The organism is Alteromonas algae (assembly GCF_049117195.1).
Lineage (GTDB): Bacteria > Pseudomonadota > Gammaproteobacteria > Enterobacterales > Alteromonadaceae > Alteromonas.
Map to the genome: position 1 here is coordinate 251,122 of NZ_CP185260.1, position 20,960 is coordinate 272,081.

Annotated in this window: 17 protein-coding genes; 13 read left to right on the plus strand and 4 right to left on the minus strand. The window is 44.8% G+C overall.

What is annotated here, in order from left to right:
• Window positions 1–2 precede the first annotated feature (2 nt).
• The 4 genes from ACOJRU_RS01130 to glpK form a co-directional block, all read right to left on the minus strand.
• The gene (locus ACOJRU_RS01130; protein WP_421133236.1) at window positions 3–1,541 is read right to left on the minus strand and encodes a tryptophan halogenase family protein; all 1,539 of its coding nucleotides are present in this window, start codon (window positions 1,539–1,541) and stop codon (window positions 3–5) included.
• Between the two features lie 10 nt (window positions 1,542–1,551).
• Complete coding sequence (locus ACOJRU_RS01135) at window positions 1,552–2,991, minus strand: SLC5 family protein (RefSeq protein WP_421133237.1); 1,440 nt, start codon at window positions 2,989–2,991, stop codon at window positions 1,552–1,554.
• A gap of 65 nt (window positions 2,992–3,056) precedes the next feature.
• Window positions 3,057–5,801 carry a TonB-dependent receptor gene (locus ACOJRU_RS01140; protein ID WP_421133238.1) on the minus strand — a complete coding sequence of 915 codons (2,745 nt, stop codon included), beginning with the start codon at window positions 5,799–5,801 and terminating at the stop codon, window positions 3,057–3,059.
• Between the two features lie 305 nt (window positions 5,802–6,106).
• Entirely contained in the window at window positions 6,107–7,591 is a 1,485-nt protein-coding gene (gene glpK / locus ACOJRU_RS01145) for a glycerol kinase GlpK (protein WP_421133239.1), read from the minus strand.
• A 166-nt stretch (window positions 7,592–7,757) separates the two neighbouring features.
• On the opposite strand from glpK, the gene ACOJRU_RS01150 reads away from it, so the two are divergent.
• From ACOJRU_RS01150 to ACOJRU_RS01210, 13 genes are all read left to right on the plus strand, one after another.
• On the plus strand, window positions 7,758–8,516 hold the full coding sequence (locus ACOJRU_RS01150) for a DeoR/GlpR family transcriptional regulator (protein ID WP_421133240.1): 759 nt from the start codon (window positions 7,758–7,760) through the stop codon (window positions 8,514–8,516).
• Between the two features lie 196 nt (window positions 8,517–8,712).
• Window positions 8,713–10,236: a glycerol-3-phosphate dehydrogenase gene (gene glpD / locus ACOJRU_RS01155; RefSeq protein WP_421133241.1), complete on the plus strand. Its 1,524-nt coding sequence runs from the start codon at window positions 8,713–8,715 to the stop codon at window positions 10,234–10,236.
• Between the two features lie 80 nt (window positions 10,237–10,316).
• Window positions 10,317–10,922 carry a phosphoglycerate mutase family protein gene (locus ACOJRU_RS01160; RefSeq protein ID WP_421133242.1) on the plus strand — a complete coding sequence of 202 codons (606 nt, stop codon included), beginning with the start codon at window positions 10,317–10,319 and terminating at the stop codon, window positions 10,920–10,922.
• A 122-nt stretch (window positions 10,923–11,044) separates the two neighbouring features.
• Complete coding sequence (locus ACOJRU_RS01165) at window positions 11,045–11,545, plus strand: hypothetical protein (RefSeq protein ID WP_421133243.1); 501 nt, start codon at window positions 11,045–11,047, stop codon at window positions 11,543–11,545.
• A gap of 132 nt (window positions 11,546–11,677) precedes the next feature.
• Entirely contained in the window at window positions 11,678–12,592 is a 915-nt protein-coding gene (locus ACOJRU_RS01170; protein WP_421133244.1) for an agglutinin biogenesis protein MshI, read from the plus strand.
• Window positions 12,589–13,197, plus strand: a complete 609-nt coding sequence (locus tag ACOJRU_RS01175; protein ID WP_421133245.1) for a PilN domain-containing protein — start codon at window positions 12,589–12,591, stop codon at window positions 13,195–13,197. Before ACOJRU_RS01170 ends, ACOJRU_RS01175 begins: the two co-directional genes overlap by 4 nt.
• Entirely contained in the window at window positions 13,190–13,837 is a 648-nt protein-coding gene (locus ACOJRU_RS01180; protein ID WP_421133246.1) for an agglutinin biogenesis protein MshJ, read from the plus strand. The genes ACOJRU_RS01175 and ACOJRU_RS01180 overlap by 8 nt, the downstream gene beginning before the upstream one ends.
• Window positions 13,815–14,150, plus strand: coding sequence for an agglutinin biogenesis protein MshK (locus ACOJRU_RS01185; protein ID WP_421133247.1), 336 nt, complete (start codon window positions 13,815–13,817; stop codon window positions 14,148–14,150). The genes ACOJRU_RS01180 and ACOJRU_RS01185 overlap by 23 nt, the downstream gene beginning before the upstream one ends.
• The gene (gene mshL / locus ACOJRU_RS01190) at window positions 14,134–15,858 is read left to right on the plus strand and encodes a pilus (MSHA type) biogenesis protein MshL (RefSeq protein ID WP_421133248.1); all 1,725 of its coding nucleotides are present in this window, start codon (window positions 14,134–14,136) and stop codon (window positions 15,856–15,858) included. Before ACOJRU_RS01185 ends, mshL begins: the two co-directional genes overlap by 17 nt.
• 1 nt (window position 15,859) lies before the next feature.
• Window positions 15,860–16,759: an ExeA family protein gene (locus tag ACOJRU_RS01195; protein WP_421133249.1), complete on the plus strand. Its 900-nt coding sequence runs from the start codon at window positions 15,860–15,862 to the stop codon at window positions 16,757–16,759.
• Window positions 16,756–18,018 carry a tetratricopeptide repeat protein gene (locus tag ACOJRU_RS01200; protein ID WP_421133250.1) on the plus strand — a complete coding sequence of 421 codons (1,263 nt, stop codon included), beginning with the start codon at window positions 16,756–16,758 and terminating at the stop codon, window positions 18,016–18,018. Before ACOJRU_RS01195 ends, ACOJRU_RS01200 begins: the two co-directional genes overlap by 4 nt.
• A complete protein-coding gene (locus tag ACOJRU_RS01205) occupies window positions 18,018–19,730 on the plus strand; it encodes a GspE/PulE family protein (protein WP_421133251.1) in 1,713 nt (570 codons plus the stop codon). The genes ACOJRU_RS01200 and ACOJRU_RS01205 overlap by 1 nt, the downstream gene beginning before the upstream one ends.
• Complete coding sequence (locus ACOJRU_RS01210) at window positions 19,730–20,959, plus strand: type II secretion system F family protein (RefSeq protein WP_421133252.1); 1,230 nt, start codon at window positions 19,730–19,732, stop codon at window positions 20,957–20,959. Before ACOJRU_RS01205 ends, ACOJRU_RS01210 begins: the two co-directional genes overlap by 1 nt.
• Window position 20,960 lies beyond the last annotated feature (1 nt).

The window sequence follows — 20,960 nt, forward strand, 5'->3', positions numbered from 1 at the left end:
GTTTACTGCGATATTATCGCATCAAGAAGCCCACGATGAGACGGTAACATTTGCTTAAGTTGTGCTGTCAGCGTTTTGTTAAGCTGAAACTGCCGCTGGGCGAAAGCGTCTGAATCCATGGTACGACAGTACTGTGTCAAATCGCATTGGTGCGACATTCCATACAAGATATAGCGATAGCTTTGAGCGCTGAAGGGTTCAAAGGTTGAGGGAAAGTCAGACTCTAAAATCGGACGAAACTTCCATTCTTCAAGCAAACCCTGCAAGCGGTCGGGTATCGACGAGTGACATTTGTTGTCAGTCCAAAATGAAGATTGACGGTTGCTTAACATATAATGCAACTTCAAAAACTCAATCGTTCGCTCCCACATATAAGTAAGCGTAGTGTTAAAGCGCGATGCAACGTTGGGCATTATCTGTTTATTAGCCGGTAGTTGTGCGCTAAGTAACCTCGCACTTTGTTCAATGAGCATAAGTGACGAGGCTTCCAATGGCTCTAAGAACCCGCTAGATAACCCAATCGCTACGCAATTCTTTTCCCAAAAGGTCGTGCGATAACCGGTTTTAAATGTAATTTTTCTGAAGTTATCATCAATTGCAGTGTTTGGCTGCTTGGCTTTTAAATAAGCGGTGAATGTGTCTACTGCTTCACTTTCGCTTTGATGGGCGCTGGAGTGAACATATCCAGTACCTCTGCGAGTTTGTAGCCCGATGTCCCATATCCAGCCCGCATGTTGCGCCGTTGAAAGGGTTTCACATGCAATGGCCTGCTGGTTATTTTCATAAGGAAGTTGGCAAACTAGAGCGGTATCAGCAAAGAGTATTGACGACGCATCGACCAATCCAACATTAAGTGATTTTTCAATAAGCAGTGCCGAAAAGCCCGAGCAGTCAATGAATAAATCGGCTGTCATTACACCATTTTTGACGGTGTGTAAGCCGGTTATCCCACTTTCGTCGACGTCAACGCTAGCAACATTATCCACTACATGCTCAATACCAAGGTTGTCGATACAATGTTTTTTAACCAACGCGATAAACATACCGGCATCAAGGTGATAGCCATAGTTGGCAGAAAACCGTTGGGTTTTAGTATCAACAGGCTTAGGTGCTAACCCCAGTTCGCACAACTCAGGCTGGAAGCACACTGCGTGTGCGTATTGTTCGGTATCCTGCTGTGCTAACCAATACGGCGTAATATCTGCCTGTGCCGACCCTTGAGGGGCACTAAAAGGGTGGAAATAACTATTTTTTTTATTGCTGGTATGCCAATCAACAAACTTACTTGCCTGTTTGAACGTTGCGCTAGCGTGCTTAATAATATCGGTTTCATTAATGCCAATATCTTGAAGCGTCTTACGCATGGTTGGCCACGTACCTTCACCTACCCCGATGGGGTGCACGTCGTCAGATTCAATAAGTCTTACGCGTAAGCGCGATTGTGAGCTTGATACTTTTGAATGTTGTGCGGCGACAAGGCCTGCTGTTAGCCAGCCGGCCGCGCCACCCCCCACAATTGTTACGCTATTAATTGAAGCCATATACTTATCGTTATGCGTCGATTAGTCGACCGCGCCACTCTGCTTTCTGTTTAAATACTAGCCTGTTTAACAGAAGCGCTAGCGCGATACAAGCCGCCAACGTTACCAACATTAAATGGATATAATGTAAGCCAAACGGTGCGTGTACAAAACTAAAGTAAGCATAAAGTGACACACCAAAAATAACAGACGCTATACCGGCATTTGCATTAACGTTATTAAACAATAATCCCACGATAAAAATGGAAAGTATTGGCATGCTCAGCAGCCCAAATAGCTGTTGCAGTAAGTTAATAATACTTTCTGCTTGCGCGTAAACCGGCACCATAAGAAGCGACACGACCGTTAAAATTGCAGTAACAATACCGCTTAATTTCGCAACGTTAGGTTTCTTTTGGAAGTAGGCTTCGTGAATATCACACACATACAGTGCAGTCGCTGAGTTTAGATTACTGTTATACGTGGTTAATACCGCTGCAGCCAACGCCGCTGCAAATACACCTGATAACCAATCTGGAAGTACATCGCCAACAAGAGTTCCGTAAGCAGCGTCGTTTATATCGCCATACAGCTTAAACGAGATGATCCCTGGAACAACAATAATGGTTGGAACGATAATAAAACGAATGATGGCTGCGGCATACACGCCTTTCTGTGCTTCTTTCAAGTTAGGGGCAGCCATTGCTCGCTGCGTAATCACTTGGTTAGTGCTCCAGTAGAAGGTTTGTATGAAGATCATGCCGGTTAACAACGTGTGCCAAGGCAAAGGAGAGTCATTGTCGCCTATCAACGTTAAACGCTCTGCTGGGATGCCTGAAAAATCAAAATCGATTGCAACAAACGCAAGTACCACCACGACAATCGCCATAGTAAGTAATAAAACGCCAGAATAAGTATCAGATACAGCTACGGCGCGAAGACCACCGAAAATGGCATATAGTGCACCGATAAGTGCAAAAGCGGTCGCAACGTACATCAGTGGGATATCAACGTTGAACATGTTGATCATAAACAACGAGCCTGAATAAATTACCGCAGGCATAAAAATAAAGCTGCTCCCTAAAAAAAAGAGCAAACCAATCAACGCACGAATATGCTTATTGTTGTAGCGCATTTCTAACAACTCGGTGGTTGTAGTGCATTGATAGTGATAGTAAACAGGAAGGAAAATTCGAGCTAAAATAATAAGGCCTACCACAGCGGCGAATTCCCACCATGCGAGCAGTGCCATTTGGTTACCGTTCATTCCAACAAGTTGGTCGGTACTTAAATTAGTTAACGTGATTGAACCGGCGACGAAAATCCATGTCAGCCCTCCGCCAGCAAGAAAGTATTCTTTGTTTTCACTTGCTTTACTATGGCCGTGCCCACGACACTTCAAATAGGTAAGCAACCCGATAAGCGCAGTAATAAATATAAAAACAATAAGTTGGGTTAAGCTGCCTGACACGAAAAACTCCTCAGCAGAAAAAGACAAAAGGGGGCTAAAATGCCCCCTTAATTCTTCAGATAGTATTAGAAGCTAGCGCGAACGCCAACTGCATAACGTGCACCATCGTTTACTTGCTGAACAAACTGCTCAGATAAACGACCGCGGCGCGTTAATTCTTCTTCAGTAATGTTGATACCTTCGAAGAATACCGTAAACGTTTCATCGATATCGTAGCTTACGCTCATATCAACTTGCGTGTAAGTCTCTGTAAAGCGTGGCTCTGTGCCACCTAACGAACTTACCGCCTCTTGCATGAAAGTTTCACGGTTGTTCAATGCTATACGCGCTTGGAAGGCATCTTTCTCGTAGAACAACGTGATGTTCTGAGAGTTACCAAGTCCAGGCAAGCTGAACTCTGCATCAGAGTTAACAATTGTCGCATTCGCTTGAATACCGAAGCCACTTTCTAGCGTATGTAACCATGCTAGTTCTACACCTTCAACTTCAAGAGTTTCGCCATTTCTAGGACGTAGTACGCTAAATACATACTCGCCGCTGTCTAAAAATAGTGATTCATCGGCAGTTGCTGAAGCAATGAAGTCTTCAACTTCTTTATTGAATGCTGCTGCTGAGAAGTAGCTAGTGTCATCGTAATACCATTCTAATGATACATCCCAGCTAGTCGCTTTGTAGGGTTGTAGGTTAGTATTACCAGCTTGCGCTTGAAGGTTACCTGGACGTGAAACGGTTACGTTAAACACAGGTACCAAATCGTCCATCATTGGGCGAGTAAGCGTTTCTGCGTAAGCATAACGTAGGTAAAGGTCGTCGGTAAGTTGCAACTTAACGTTTACGTTAGGCAATAACGACGAGTAGCTGTTTGTCTCGTTAACCGGCGTACCCGCTGCGGTAGCGAAAACAACGTTTAAGTCTGACGGATCGTTAGGGATGGGTTCAAGATCTTGTACTTGCTGACTTGTTCCATCTACAGACGTATTCGTTTCGCTATAACGGAAACCGAAGTTAACGTCTAACGGCATGTCTGAAATTTCAGTTGAGAAATAGAACTGTGCGTATGCACTTAAAATTTCTTCGCCGACTACGAATGAATCGTTACTTGGTTGAGGGTTAGCAATGTTGGTTGCATCAACGGCTGCACGAGCGGCTTCAAATGGGATACCGTAGGTATCTGCTAAAGCTTGTACACCTGCATCAGACGTTGCGTAATCAAAGAATGCTTCAGGGTCGTAAGTAAGCCACTGATTAGGTACACCTGAGAAATAGTTCTCTGCAGTAAATACAGTAAGCAACTCATCAGGCAAATCTACCTGGTAGCCACAGAAAACGCCACATGCAGAGGCAAAACGACGTGTGTTTGATTTTTCACGGTCTTGGTAGTAAACACCGAAATCGGCTTTATAGAAGGCATTATCCGAATCAGGAACCCACGTGAAGTCCGCACGGTATTCTGAAATCGTATCTTCTGTGTCGAAACCATTACGCTCATTGTAATGCATACGGCCTAGTGAAGGCGTTTGTAATGCTGCGTCACCGCCAGCAACGGCTAATGTAGGTGTAGAGCCAGAAAAATCAACGCTGTACTCGTTGTTATAACCCACAACGGTAAAGAAGTTATCACCACCGCTATTATCTTCTGCGGTAGACGTAGACAAGTCGATATTGGCCGTAAGGTTATCATTGACCAACCACTCGAAGTTAGCACCAAACGCCTGAATTTCAACATCGCGACCATAACGACGACGAATGAAGTCGGTTGCACCGCCCACACCATCAACAACAGTACTGGTTACACCAGAAAGGCTGCCATTATCGGTAAATGACATATTGTCTAGGTTGCCATCAGAGAACCAGTGACCAACACTGTGTGCATCTGAATCAACTTCAAACTTAGAGTATAGACCGTCAAGGGTAAGGGTCATATCGTCATTTGGTGCATATTGAACAACAAGGTTGCCTGACGTTCTTTCACGGTCAACAAGGTCAACAATTTGGTCAAAGTTTTGCGGGATAAAAACACCGTTGTATTGCGCAGAATCAGCATAAGCAGGGTTATCTAACTGAGAACGGTCAGTAATGCTTACGCCTGGACGCCAATAACGAGTTTCTAGAATATTCGTTTGTAATTCACGTTGTTGGAATGACGCTGATGCTAACACACCAAGTTTGCCATCCATGAACGTGTTCGTTACTAAGCCCGACATTTGAGGTGATGTTTCTTCTGAAAGATCCTCATACATGCCTTTTACACTGGCAACAGCTTTAAACCCGTCAAATGCGAACGGACGAGCTGTCGTAATTTCGACTGTTGAACCGATCCCGCCTTCTTGCATTGATGCAAGTGGGCTCTTGTAGACTTTTGCGCCACTGATAAGTTCTGCAGGCAAGGTATCGAAACTAAATGCACGGCCTTGGTTCTCAGTTGCGATTTGGCGACCGTTAACCAATACGGTATTAAAGTCTGGGCCAAAACCACGAACAGTAATAAATTGACCTTCACCGCCAGAACGGTCAATGGCAACACCTGTTATACGCTGCAGTGATTCAGCAACGTTTTGGTCAGGGAATTTACCCAAGTCTTCAGCAGTAATGCCGTCATAAATAACATCCGATGCTTTTTTATCAAGCATCGACGCTTTAAGTGAGCTGGTAAAACCTTTTACTTCAATGATTTCAACTTGGTCTTCAGTAGGTTGAGTATCTTCCTGAGCCAAGGTAATTGGTGCGTGTAGGGCAGTGGCGATCGCAACACCTAGTAGTGAGCGTTTCGCTATAGGGCCAAACTGTGATGTGTTTATTTTATGTGTCACTGTGTTTTCTCCGTGAGTAGGCTACGTTTTAACGTATTCTGCATCTAAATTACGTTTTTAGTATGTGCGGATCAAGCTTATTAACATTACTTTTACACTTTTTATGGTAGATATTTCTGATTATTATTTTCAAGCTTATGAAATATATACGTTTTTTAAAACAAGGAAAAAGGTGAAACGTTTACCTTGTTTCTGAATAGTAACACAAAAAATGATTGTAATGACAATGTTATAAAAATATTTTCGTATAAAAAAAGCGCGGTTTATTACCGCGCTTTATTAAACATACAACGTGAAGGATGTTTCTAGGAGCAGCGAATACGCTCTACAGCGGCTTTCCAGCCATTATAAGCTTCGTCGCGTTCTTCTTTTGATAGTCGTGGCGTAAACACGCTGTCACTTTCCCAACATTGGGTAAGCGTATCCATTGAGGCAAATATTCCCGCCTGAAGGCCTGCGAGAAAAGCGGCGCCTAAAGCGGTCGTTTCGGTAATAACAGGCCGCTCGACTTCTGCGCCGAGAATATCTGAAAGAAAGCTCATAACCCAATCATTACGAGACATACCCCCATCAACCCGGATATTAGTAGGACGTGCGCCATCGCTTTCCATGGCTTTTTGTAGGTCTTTGGTTTGGTAGCATACTGACTGCAATCCTGCAGCGACGATCTCGCTTATGCCGGTATCACGAGTGAGACCAAGAATGGCACCACGTGCATCTGGATCCCAGTAAGGTGCGCCCAACCCGGTGAAGGCGGGCACTAAGAATACGCCATTATCTTGTCTTGCGCGTTGTGCAAGGGCTTCCGTCTCTGATGCATCATCAATTAACTTTAACCCATCACGTAGCCACTGCACGGTGGCGCCAGCCATGAAAATACTGCCCTCGAGTGCGTAAGTCGTTTCACCGTTAATACGATACCCTACCGTGGTAAGCAGTCGGTTCTTAGACTGAAGCGGAGTATTACCGGTATTAAGGATCATAAAGCAGCCCGTACCATAGGTGCTTTTTGCCATGCCTTTTTCAAAGCATGCTTGCCCGACTAGCGCAGCTTGTTGATCGCCAGCAACGCCTTGGATAGGGAGTGAATGTCCGAGAATATCGGCTTGGATAGTGCCAAACTCAGCAGCACAGTCCATTACCTCAGGAAGCATGCATGCGGGGATATTAAAAGTTGAAAGCAGTTTGTCGTCCCAACATTGTTTATTGATATCGAACAACATCGTTCGAGATGCATTTGTTGCATCAGTTTTATGGGACGTACCGCCAGTAAGACGCCAAATAAGGAAAGTATCAACCGTACCAAACAGTAACTCTCCGTTCTCTGCCCTTTCTTGTGCGCCTTCAACATTTTCAAGGATCCAAGCCACTTTTGTCGAAGAAAAGTAGGGGTCTAACAGTAGCCCAGTAGACGCGGTAATATGGTCAACGAGCGCGTCATCATCATTAAGACTGCGGCATTTATCTGCGGTACGTCGGTCTTGCCAAACAATAGCAGGGTAAATAGCTTCGCCGGTATTTTTGTCCCATACCAGGGTTGTTTCACGCTGATTCGTGATGCCAATAGATGCGATGTCTGAAGGTGAAAGGGAACATTTCTCAAATACATCTCGCATGGTTTTCGTTACGCTATCCCAAATTTCTTCAGGGTTATGCTCAACCCATCCGTCTTTAGGATACTGTTGTGAAAATTCTTGCTGAGATACCGCTACAATCGTGCCGTCTGGTGCGAATATAATGCTTCTAGAGCTTGTTGTACCCTGGTCGATGGCTAGTATGTATTGTCCCATGTCACACTCCTGTTAGCTTTTTTCTACAGAGTTTGCACCATTTACACCCGTTTAACAATGTCATATTTTCGAAAACGAACATTGTTATGTTCGTTTATGCTTAGTGTTAGTTAACAAATGTCGGTATACTGAGCGTATTAGAGACAAAAGCAGTGGCAGGGCAACCGTGAACCAAGCGCAAAGGCATGAAAAGATTGTAGGACTAATAAAGCAACACGGCTTTATGTCTATCGATGACTTAGTGACATCATGCGCGGTCACGCCTCAAACCATTCGCCGTGACCTTAACCAGCTTGCCGACGAAGGGATAGTCAGCCGATACCACGGTGGTGCTGGGCTGTGTAAAAGCTGGGAGAACACCCCATACCAAGAGCGCAAAACACAAAACAGCGACGTGAAAGAACGTATTGCAGAGTCGGTAGCCGCGATGATCCCCGATGGTGCCTCGCTTTTTATCAATATAGGGACGACAACTGAGCTTATCGCAACAAAGTTGCTGCACCATAAAAATTTGCACATTGTGACCAATAATATCCATGTCGCGACGATTTTATCGGCGAAAGAAGATTTCTCGGTCATTATTGCCGCAGGTGAAGTGCGCTACAGAGACGGCGGAATTATTGGTGAAGCAACCTGTGATTTTATTAGTCAATTTAGAATGGATTACGGCATTATCGGAATAAGTGGTATCAGTGCAGACGGCGCACTGCTCGACTTTGACTTTAGAGAAGTGAAAGTGTCACAAGCTATTCTAGAGCACACACAGCATGTTATTTTAGCCGCTGACTATAGCAAATTCGAGCGCAGAGCCATGGTTGAGCAAGGCCATATCTCACAAGTCGACTGCCTCGTTTGTGACAAAACGCCCCCCACATCAATTCAAAAAATCATCAGTGAAAACAACATTAGCTTCGTAAAAGCATAACGCACTGCCGCGACCATAAACACACCGGATTAGCGTGCCAGTAAGCGGCGTATTTGTTTACCTAGCGTCATTGTTAATCACGTTCTTAACAAATTGTACAAGATTGTAATGTTCGTTTATGTTCGTTTTGTGTTGACATGGTTTCCTTTTGGTTGTCAAATAGCCATATTATGCGAAATTCCTATGAGGCCGAGAAATGAGCGAAACAACCAAAGATAAAATTTACGATGTCATCGTAGTAGGTGGTGGTGTAAATGGTGTTGGTGTTGCTTTAGATGCCGCAGGTCGAGGCCTGTCAGTATTACTTTCTGAAAAAGGTGACTTAGCTGGGGCGACCTCATCGTCAAGCAGTAAGCTTATCCACGGCGGTCTTCGTTATCTTGAACACTATGAGTTTCGCTTAGTAAAAGAAGCGCTAGCCGAACGTGAAGTATTACTGCAAAAAGCACCACATATTATGTGGCCACTTCGTTTTAGATTGCCTCACCAAAAACACCTTCGGCCCGCATGGATGATTCGAATTGGGCTATTCCTATACGATTCACTGGCAAAACGAAATATACTTCCTCGCTCTAAAAAATTAAAAAACACGCCTGATAGCCCGTTAATCAGCGATATTACCACCTGCTTTGAATATTCTGACGGATGGGTGGATGACGCTCGCCTGGTAGTGCTAAATGCGCTAGCAGCACAAGATCAAGGTGCCGAAATTCATACGCGTACCGAATGTCTTTCAGCGGTAAAAGAAGATGCATTATGGTCAGTTACTTTTCGTGACAATAAAGGGAAAACGTTTACACGCAAGTCGCGTGCTATCGTTAATGCGGCTGGCCCATGGGCGGTTTCATTTTTAGATAGGCTGGCTGATACGTCAAACCCCAACGCCATGCGCATGGTGAAAGGCAGTCACTTTGTTATTCCTAAACTTTATGACACCGACGAAGCCTATATTCTGCAGAATGAGGATGGTCGTATTGTCTTTGTTATTCCTTATGAAGATGACTTTTCTTTGGTGGGAACAACGGATGAAAATTACGAAGGCAATCCGTCAGACGCTGCAATTTCTGGTGCAGAAACTGACTACCTTATCGACATTGTAAATGGCTATTTCAAAACGAAAATCACAACCGATAATATTGTGCATAGCTACAGCGGTGTCAGGCCGCTTTTAGAAGAGGCTAATGCCTCCGCGCAAGAGCTTACTCGCGATTACAAAGTAGAGTTGGTCGGTGAAAAAGGTGAGCCCATATTGCTTAATATTTTCGGCGGAAAAATTACTACTTACAGAAAGCTTGCTGAACATGCTGTCGATAAGTTAGTAACCTGTTTCCCCAAAGCCGGAAAGGCGTGGACAAAACGTGTGCCGTTGCCAGGTGGCGCGTTTAGCGATCAAATGTCTTTAGAACAAACACTGGTAGCCCAGTTTCCTTGGTTACCGAAAAACGTGGTGCGCCGCTACGTACGCCAATATGGCATGTTGTGTATGAAATTTCTGGATGGAAAAAGCAGCATTGAACAGATGGGAGTCGATTTCGGCAGTGGTTTGTTTGAAGTCGAGGTTAAGTACCTCATTGAACGAGAATGGGCGTTGTCACTAGAGGACGTGTTGTGGCGCAGAACAAAGCACGGTCTTCGCTTAAGTGCTGAACAGCAATCGGTGCTATCACGTTACATAAACGATTCTGTTAACAACGATGCAGAACTTCAAGCTTCTGCTTAGCGACGTGGAAATAGGTATTGTTGGCCTGTGATGGAGGCCGACGATAGAGAGGGGGGGTAAAACCTTACAAGGAGGTAAGTGTGGATAAACAATATACCTCAACGCAGCGGCATACGCGTGTTGAAAAAACACATAAGGAAATTGTACTGATTCGACACGGAAAGCCGTCATCAGCCCATAATCAAAAGGTAAGCGCTAGCGCTTATGCGCAGTGGGTCCGTCGTTATAATTTGTCCTCTCTCGACCCTCAAAGTAAACCAACCGTTCTTGAACCGCTAATCGACAGTTATATCATTGTGAGTTCGCTGAAACGCGCGTCGTTGAGCGCAGCAGCGTATGGTGCTGTCGATATTGACGAAGTACAGCCTCTCTTAAGAGAAATGGATATTCCTTACTACCGACTTCCCTTCACCATGAAAGCATGGCACTGGGTTCTTGTCTCGCGATTACTTTGGTTTTTAGGTAAAAAAGGAAAGTTTGAATCGTTTAACGCCGCGAAGTATCGCGTAGTACTCCTTGCCGAACACCTCGAATCTATTATGATGTCAGAGTCTAGGGCTGTGCTATTCGGACATGGCCTAATCCACTATTTTTTAATACGGCAATTAGAAAAGCGCGGCTGGTTATTAGTGGAGAAAAATAGCGAATTCTGGGGTGTTTCTCGCTTAGTAAAACGCAGAGAGTAATATTCTCGTAGATGACACAGTGCAATTCCCCTACTATGTTTGCGACTACTTACATGTCGACACTCTATCTTTAACCGTTCCTGCCGATAATGTATTGAAAGCAATAAAGAGACAACATAGTCATGCAAGAAACCAAACATAATTCAAAAAATAACAGTTGGGCAGCTGCGATAATGGTCATCCTCTTTGCGGCCATAGCTGTGGCTATTATTAGTCGGCTTGATACCCGTTCAGACAATACCACGATGATTGCATTTGAACAGCTAGCGACTAAATTCTCCGACCATGTTACTGCAGCGCACTGGAAGTGGAAAGCCGAACAACCTACTTCAATGATCATGCTCGTTCACTACAACAAAGAAGGACGAGAAATAAACAGAAGCCCAGTAAAGCTCAGTTACCTGGGATGGCCGATGGCGGATGATTCAGAGGAAGGGTGCGAGAAAATTTGGTCTTATATGATTGCTGAACCAATGCGTGTTGATGGCTTTAGGGTGCATGCTGATTATTATAAGGATACCGATGACGATACTACGGTGTCGTGGTGTCGATACCGGTTAAGCTCTGGTGAATATTTTGACTACTTTCCAACAACAGGAAAAGTCATAAAATCCATTGATTAACGCCTGGCATCCATTTGTTATTTTTAGATAATTAGTATACTTTCCTAACGCAACGGTGTACCAATATACCTGTAAAAGTTATGGTTTAAGTTAGCGCGAGCGACCGCACGAATAATATAATAAAGTGGACTTATGCAAATTCCTTTTTTTAACACGCAAAAAGAGACAAATAATCTCATCGTCAGTATTGCAATTGATACGTCGGGGCTGAGCGTTGTTGCGATTAAAAAAGGCGATGCATCATGGCAGTTAGAAAGTGCTACCACGCAAGCACTTAGCCCGTCTTCAAGTATAGAACAGCAGATTGCTGATGTATTGTCTCAATGGGACAAGCAACCGTGCGCGGTAACGCTTACGCTGGCTCAAGAGTCATACCATGTAGTGCAAACCGAGAAACCAGACGTACCAGAAAATGACATTGTAGAAGCGCTCCCTTGGCTGCTTGGCGATGTGGTTCCGTTTGATGCGTCAAATATCGTCTTAGATTACGTTGATTACCCGGTTAAACAGCGGTCTGGCAACCAAAAAATAGACGTGTTTGTCGCTGAGAAAACGCAACTCTCTTCACTGGTTGGCACAATAGAAAAACATAAATCGAAGCATTTAAAGCATATCCACGTCAAAGAGGTACTTGTTAGCGACATGTTGCCCGACGATGATTATGCTCGACTAATCATTGTGCAAGAGCCCTCAAGTGAACCTTTCATTATGATAGTGCGAGCCAAACATATTTGGTTAGCAAGGCGACTGCGTGGTTACCTTCCTAAATTACAGGAAGGAACAGATTTATCACAAGTGGCTGATTCACTAGGGTTAGAAATCCAGCGTTCAATGGATTTTTATGAATCGCAGTTAAAACAGCCTCCGCTAAAAGAAGTTTTGTTTAAAACACAATTCGACTGTGCGCCGGTTATTGAACGCCTGAAGCCTTTTCAACCTGTTAATATGGCTGAATTTATTCCTGTTTTGCCGCTTGCCGATGTTGTAAGTAGTCACTGTTATTTCGCTCTAGCAAGTGCCTTTTACGCGACAGGAGACGCTGAATGAAGCGCACGGTAAACCTCTATCATGCATCACTTAAACCTCAAAAAGATGCGTTATCGCTTAAACGTGTTGCAGGAATTAATGGCATAGTATTGGCAATTCTTATAGGTGTTGCTATTGGGTTTAGTCTCTATGAAGGAAGCCAAGAAAAAACGCTTAGTCGCTTGCGCGCAACCATTGCGTCAAAGCAAGATACGGTATCAATACTGACAACTCAGTTGGCCGCGAAACGCGATACGGCAGCGTTAGAGCAGCGACTGGCCAGTATCCAAGAGGAACTTTCTAATAAACAAGCGTTGGTGCGTTACCTAAACCAAGGCGAGCTTTCTTTCGATGCAACCCGTTACGGGCAGCTTATGGACGACCTCGCGACTTATCACAACGATGAACTCTGGCTGACGCATATTGCCGTCACGAACAATGATATTCGCTTGTCGGGAGAGACGCTCACCCCGTCCTCTATCCCAAATTGGCTGAAGTCACTTCAACGCGCCTCTTTTTTTAAGGGGAAGACCTTCTCTATTGTTGAATTAGACGAAGTGAAAGCGGGCAATGCCGTTAGGCAGTTTACTATCTCCAGTCGTGCAAAAGGAGACAGCAATGAATAATTGGGAAACACTGTCTTCGCGTTTCTCAGCGCTTCAACAACGTGAGAAAAAGCTGATTTTCTACGTTAGCATGGGCTTAATTATCTACTTATTTGTCTGGTTTGTACTATTGCCCAAAACGGATAGCCTAGATAACATCGAACGCGCTCACGCAGAAGCGTCGCGCGATTTATATGCATTAACAGTACAGCAAGACGCGCTAGAGCAAGCGTTAACGGTTGACTACCAAACGCAACTACAAACAACGGTGGATGATTCTATCGCGGCCATTTCGCAGGTTAATGCGCAACTTGACGCAATAAATGAAGGCTTTGTAGGCGCGAATAATATGCCAGAGTTGCTAATGACGTTATTGAACGAGCAACCCGCGCTAACACCACTGCAATTCAATGTCCTTGGCACTGATGTTATTCGGCTTGGGGACGACCCCGAAGCCGACGTTATGTACTACCGCCATAACATGGTATTAAGCGTAGAAGGTGACTATTTCTCTCTGCGTGCTTACCTTGAGAGTTTGCAGCAAGCTAATCAGAAAGTGGCTGTAACTTCTTTCGACTATCAGGTAGATACCTATCCGACAGCGCGTTTAACCCTAAATTTGGCAACAGTGAGTAGCAATGAAACGTTTATTTCACTTTAGGTTATTACTGGTTGTCTTGTTAGCTTGTGCTTACCCGGTGAGTGCAGCCACACTTAAAGACCCGACTAAACCCCCTAGTGGTTTTTCCAGTGGTAAGAAAAGTGCCGATAATGTACAACTATCTGGCTTTGTGCTGCAGTCAATAATTACTAAGTCAAACACTATGCGTGCCATCATCTCAGGCAAGTATTACCAAGAAGGTGATGCGCTCGGAGACTACGTGGTGACAGAAATTAATAAACGAAATGTGGTCATTGAAAATGGGCGTGAGCGTAAAACTCTTAAATTGTATTCCTATGAAATTAAAAAATAATTACACCGCACGAACGCTTTTTCTTTTGCTTGCGCTTGCCATTGCAGGCTGCCAAACCTATGGGGTAGGCGAAAAAGTTCAACCTCACATTAGTGAAGAGCTTGATACGCTTTCTTCAACACCAAGTACTAATCAGCAAGTACCGGCACAGTTTGCGCAAGAGTTATTATCATCAGTGGGCGGTTTCACGCCAGTCGTATCAAGTGCCGCGCAGCAAACTTTTAATGTGGTGGCCAGTGATGTAGACGTTCGCCCATTTTTTGATGCATTGGTCGATGGCACGCCATACAGTGTGGCGGTACACCCCGCGGTGAATGGCAAAATTAGCTTAACGCTGAAAGAAGTGGGGTTAGACGATGTCATTAAAATTATTACGAGAATGTACCCCCTAGACGTATTTAGAGAGGGCAAAGTGGTACAGGTGATGCCGGCTCAAATGAAAACCGAGTCGATTCCAGTTAACTTCTTAATGATGAAACGTTTTGGCGTTTCAAATGTCAGCGTGATCGCCGGTGGTGTTACCGAGCAGGATCAAAACAACGGCAATATGAATAACAATGGAATTAACGGCAACAACAATATAGCTGGCGGCCAAGCTGGTGCGGGTGGCATGAATGGTGTGGGTAATAATATTCAGCAGTTGAATGGCTCGAATATTCAAACCACCAGTGAAAACGATTTTTGGAAAGACTTAAAAGAAGCATTGGGTATCTTAATTACGCCAACCGACGGTCGTCAAATTATCGTATCACCGCAATCAGGGCTTGTGACCGTTCGCGCATTGCCAAGCGAAATCGCGGTGGTAAAAGACTTCTTACTACAAAGCCAAGAAAGTTTGCAGCGCCAGGTAGTTCTAGAAGCGCGAATTATAGAAGTTACGCTGAACGATGGTTATCAGCAAGGGGTACGTTGGGACCGCATAGCCAGCGGATTAAGCGGTTCGGTAAATTTTGGACTAAGTGGTGGTACGCTGGCGTCTAATTTTGCCTCGGGCGTTAACCCTGCGGTGAATGCGGTAAACCGCATAGGCAATGCAATATCAACTGACATAGGGGGAGTGTCAACCTTAAGAATCTCCCGCGGCGACTTCGACGGCGTAATTAACATGCTGCAAACCCAAGGTGATGTGCAAATGCTCAGTAACCCACGAGTCACGGTCACCAATAATCAAAAAGCCGTTATCAAAGTAGGGCAAGACGAGTACTTTGTCACTGATGTGTCAAGCAGTGACAGCATAGGTGGTGCTACCACCCAAAATCAAAATGATATTGAGCTGACCCCCTTTTTCTCGGGCATAGCATTAGATGTCACACCGCAAATAGACAGCGGGGGCTCAGTCATTTTGCACGTACACCCCTCAGTAACAGAAACGGCCGAGCAAACCAAAAGCATTCAAGTGGGTGAGCAACAAATCCAGTTACCACTTGCTCAAAGTAATATTCGCGAGTCTGACACGGTCATTCGTGCCAGAGACGGTGAAATCGTTGTTATTGGTGGGTTGATGGAAACCATCACCAGTGATGAAGAATCGAAAACACCGCTGCTGGGTGATATTCCCGTTCTCGGAAATTTATTCAAGAACACCCGTAAAACACAGAGTAAACGTGAGCTGGTTATCTTGATCCGCCCCTCTGTTGTCCAGCCTGATTCTTGGGAAAAGCAGAAAGCGAGAACACAAAGCCTGTTGGATAAGTGGTACCAAAACTAATATGTATCAGGACTTTTTTCACTTTGATGAAATGCCGTTTTCGCTTACACCGAATACGGAGTTCTTCTGCGCATTAGCACCTCATAACGAAGCGTTAAAGGTTATTCTTTCAGCGTTAAGTATGTCCGAAGGTTTTATAAAAGTAACCGGCGAAGTAGGTACCGGAAAAACATTGCTGTGCAGAAAGCTAATCAATCATCTGAATGATAAATTTGTTGCCTGTTATTTGCCAAACCCCTTTTTGGCGCCAGAAGAGCTTAAGTTAGCGTTTGCTAAAGAGTTAGGTGTTGATAGCTCGACACTAAGAACCACCGACAGTGTTCATAGTACTATTGAAGACACCTTGTTAACGTTAAAGCGAGAGGGGCGTCAGGCCATTCTTATTATCGACGAAGCGCAATCGCTCAGCTGGGATGCATTAGAAATGCTTCGTTTGTTCAGTAATTTGGAAACAGAAAAAAGTAAGCTTCTTCAGATTGTATTATTTGGGCAGCCCGAACTAAATGATAGATTGGCAAATGCACGAGTAAGGCAGATTCGTCAGCGTATAAGTTTCACCTACACATTGCGCCCTATGACGTCGGCAGAGGTGGTTTATTATATCGGTTATCGCACTGAAGCCGCTGGTGGCGACAGGAGCTTGTTTCCAAAACCCGTTTGCAACATTGTGGGTTATGTTACAAAGGGAATACCGCGATTAGTTAACATTCTTTGCCATAAAATGTTGCTGCAAGCTTATGGCGAAGGAAAGACGACGGTGACGTTGAAGCATGCTATAACGGCAGCACTCGATACAGAAGACTGTAAATATCGCGTAGTGCCCCGTCAGTGGCATGTTGTCGCGCTATGCGCAGGCATCGTTGTTGGTGCCGCCTATATCGCATCTTGGGGCGGCTTATGAGCTTGCTCAATGAGACATTAAAGTCGTTGGATGATCGGCACCAGCAAAATGATTTTGGTTTACCGCCAACCATTAAAGTATCTAGTGGTTTTCCTTATATTCGCGTCGCATTACTCTGCTTTATTGTGCTTATCGTCTATCTTGTCGTTACCCTTGTTCCTGATAAGTCTTTACCCACAGCTGATAAGGCTAACAGACCAGTGCCAACAGCCGTTGCGCCACGTGCCTCTACCTCGCCTACTGATGCGTCTGAACCACAAGGTTCACGTAACGAACGCGAAGGTTTAACAACGCCGCCTTTAAGCCAAGATGATTTACTAGCAATGAAGCCTGCAAGTGCAGTGTCTGAGCAAGTATTCGATGAAGCTCCATCACCAGATGATGAGAAAGCCTATCGCGCTGGTAGCAACGCGTTGCCAGCAAGTAGTGCTGAAAAGCGCAGTGATGATGACGCCGATATCACTGGCCAAAACGTTGTGGCTGATTCATCTGAATCTTATGCTGTAGACGCTAACGCAGCGCGTAATACTCAGCCCCAAGTATCTCGTATTCCCACCGCCAAAGCGCCTTTACCAGCACCCGAAACAACGCAGGCTGAACCAAGCTCATCACAAGCAGATGAACTACGGATTATTACGCGAGAACCTAATGTGCTTGTTACGCCTAAAACACCTCAGCAGCAAAGTGATGACCTCTTCGAAGCGGCTCAAAAAGCATTTGAGTTTGGCATTATTACCGAGGCAAAAAATAGTGCAAAGCAGGCACTGATTGCCAACCCAATGAACCAGCAAGCGCGTGAATTACTGGTATCTGTTTTCTACACCGAAGGTGATGTTGATAGTGCGTTGGCGGTGTTAGCTGAAGGTATACAAACCGAGCCAACTGCTATCGTGTGGCGAGAGTTAAGTGCAAAAATATTTGTAGAATTAAACCGTATCCAAGACGTTATTGCCGTGTCACCTAACAGCCTAGATAGTAAAGCGTTACGCGAAGGGCGAAGCGACTACTTAATTATTAAAGGCACAGCAGCACAGGCGTTTGGTGGACATGCTATGGCTGTCTCAGCCTTTAACGCAATGGCACAGCTACAGCCAACAGCGGGAAAGTGGTCGCTTGCACTTGCCATAAGTTATCAAGCGCAAGGCATGACGCAATCCGCGATGCGCGCATATCAACACGCGTTAGCGAAAGGTGGCTTGTCGGCAGAGGCCGAGCGCTATGCCGTTGAACAGTTATCCTTAGTACAGGAGCAGAATTAATGCGCCCTCGATTAAAAATGCGACTCGGTGATTTATTGGTTCATGAGAACATTATATCGAGTGAGCAATTAGATGAAGCGCTTGCAACGCAACGTACCACCGGCCGCAAGCTCGGTGACACACTCATCAATTTAAACTTTATTGGCGAGCCCCAGCTGTTGCGATTTTTAGCGCAGCAGTTAAATGTTCCATTTTTAGATATATCGCAGCGCAACATTGTGCCAGAACATGCCCAGTTGCTACCTGAAACCTACGCCCGACGTTATCGTGCTCTCGTTATCGAAGCTGACGAAGAAAACGTGCTTCTTGGTATGAGCGACCCGACGGATTTGGGTGGGCTCGATCAACTTGGACCGCTGTTTGAACCAAGAAATATGGATCTTGCGATTGTACAAGAAAGTCAGATGCTTGAAGCGTTTGACTCTGTATATCGTCGAACGCAGGAAATAGCTTCATTCGCAGAAAAACTGGATGAGGAATATGACGATGATATCGAGTTCGAACTATCAGCGCTCGATGAAAGCACCTCTGATGCAACGGTAGTCAAGCTTCTTCAGTCGATTTTTGAAGATGCAGTACAGGTAAGGGCTTCTGATATTCATATCGAACCCGATGAAAAAACGCTACGTATTCGTCAACGAGTAGATGGGGTATTGCAAGAAAATACCCTAGACCAAGTTAAAATAGCGTCTGCGTTAGTGCTTCGTTTAAAGCTTATGTCTGGGTTAGATATTTCTGAGAAACGGTTACCGCAAGATGGGCGCTTTAACATTAAAGTGAAAGGCCACAGTGTTGATGTGCGTGTGTCTACCATGCCTGTATCTAATGGCGAGGCGGTCGTTATGCGTTTGTTAGATCAGTCAGCAGGCTTATTAACGTTAGATCAAACCGGTATGCCAGCGGTCATGGCAGAAAAATTTAGAGCAGCAATAAAGCGTCCCCATGGCTTAATTTTGGTTACGGGCCCTACCGGTTCGGGTAAAACCACCACGCTTTATGGTGCGTTGAGTGAATTAAACCGTCCAGACTTAAAAATTATTACGGTTGAAGACCCGATTGAATATCGTCTTCCACGCATCAATCAAGTGCAAGTTAATACCAAAATCGGGTTAGACTTTGCCGCTATTTTGCGTACCACGCTTCGTCAAGACCCAGATATTATTATGGTGGGCGAAATGCGTGACCAAGAAACTGTTGAAATAGGGTTGCGTGGCGCGCTTACCGGTCACTTAGTGCTTAGCACGCTTCACACTAACGACGCGGTTTCTAGTGCAATACGTTTAATTGATATGGGCGCTGCCCCTTATCTCGTTGCAACGTCGTTAAGAGGGGTCATTGCTCAGCGTCTAGTAAGACGAATTTGTGACAACTGCAAAACAGAGCGTCCGGCTTCTAACCAAGAAGCAACATGGGTGAAGTTTTTAAAGCCTGAGTTAGCAGATGCGACTTTCTATCGTGGCATGGGGTGCAATAGCTGCAATCAAACAGGTTATCGAGGGCGAATCGGTGTGTTTGAATTCTTAGAAATGAACGAAGACATGATGGAAGCGCTTCGAGGCGATAATACGCAAGGTTTTGTTGATGCAACCAATGAGAATAAAGACTTTGTGCCGCTTTCACATATGGCTTTAGATTATGCTGCTGAGGGTAAAACATCGCTAGATGAGGTGTTTAAGGTGGCGGAATTCGTGCCTGAGGTGGTTAACCACTAATGCCAACTTTCAAGTACACCGGGAAATTGCATAGCGGCGAGCAAGCCGCTGGAACCGTTGATGCAATATCAAAGCAAGCGGCAGCGCAAATGCTGTTAGGCAGAAAAATTATCCCCGGTAGTATCGTTGAAACCAATCAACCTATGGTTGAAAAGAGCGGGTTTAACGTTTCTCAATTACTTGAACCTGCTATTGGCTTAAATGAATTAATTATTTTTTCCCGTCAGATGTACTCGTTGCAAAAGGCGGGCATTCCTATTATCCGAGCGATAAATGGGTTAAGTGAAAATGCGTCTCACCGCCGCTTTCAAGCAATTTTAAAAGACATTGCCAATCAGTTAGAACAAGGCCGGCCGTTATCTTCTGCCATGGCAAAATACGAAAAGGTTTTTGGCAGGTTGACCATTTCAGTTGTTGTCGTTGGCGAAAATACGGGAAAGCTCGATGACGTATTTTTGCAGCTTGCTCTGTATTTTGAACGAGAGCAGGAAACAAGAAAGCGCATTAAATCTGCATTACGCTACCCAACATTTGTCGTTATCGCCCTCGTTATCGCAATGTTTATTTTGAACTTGTTCGTTATACCGGTATTTACGCAAATGTTTAGCCGCTTTGGTGCCGACTTACCTTTAATGACTAAAATACTTATTGGTACATCAAACTTTGTCGTTAACTATTGGTGGCTTTTAATCCTGATAATGGTTGCTTTAGTTGTACTTATAAAACAATATGTTAATTCTGTTCGTGGGCGCCTGAAATGGGACAAAATTAAACTAAAGTTGCCTATTGTTGGTAGTATTATTGAGCGATCCTTGTTGTCACGATACGGTCGCAGTTTTTCGATGATATTGCGCGCAGGGGTGCCGCTTACTGCGGGCTTGTCACTAACGGCAGACGCAGTAGATAACGCCTACATGCAGCAACAAATTAGAGAAATGCGTAAAGGTATAGAGAAAGGCGAAAGTTTACTAAGGGTTTCAAAAGCCAGTGGGCTGTTTTCTACCCTCGTGCTGCAAATGGTGGCGGTGGGGGAAGAAACAGGGCGCCTTGAGCCATTACTTGAAGAAAGCGCTGACTATTACGAGCGTGAAGTAGACTTTGACTTAAAAAGCCTTACGGCAAAGATTGAACCCATATTAATTGGCTTTGTGGCCATAATGGTACTGGTTTTGGCGCTTGGTATATTCACACCAATGTGGAGCATGATGTCAGCCGTTAAAGGTGGTTGAT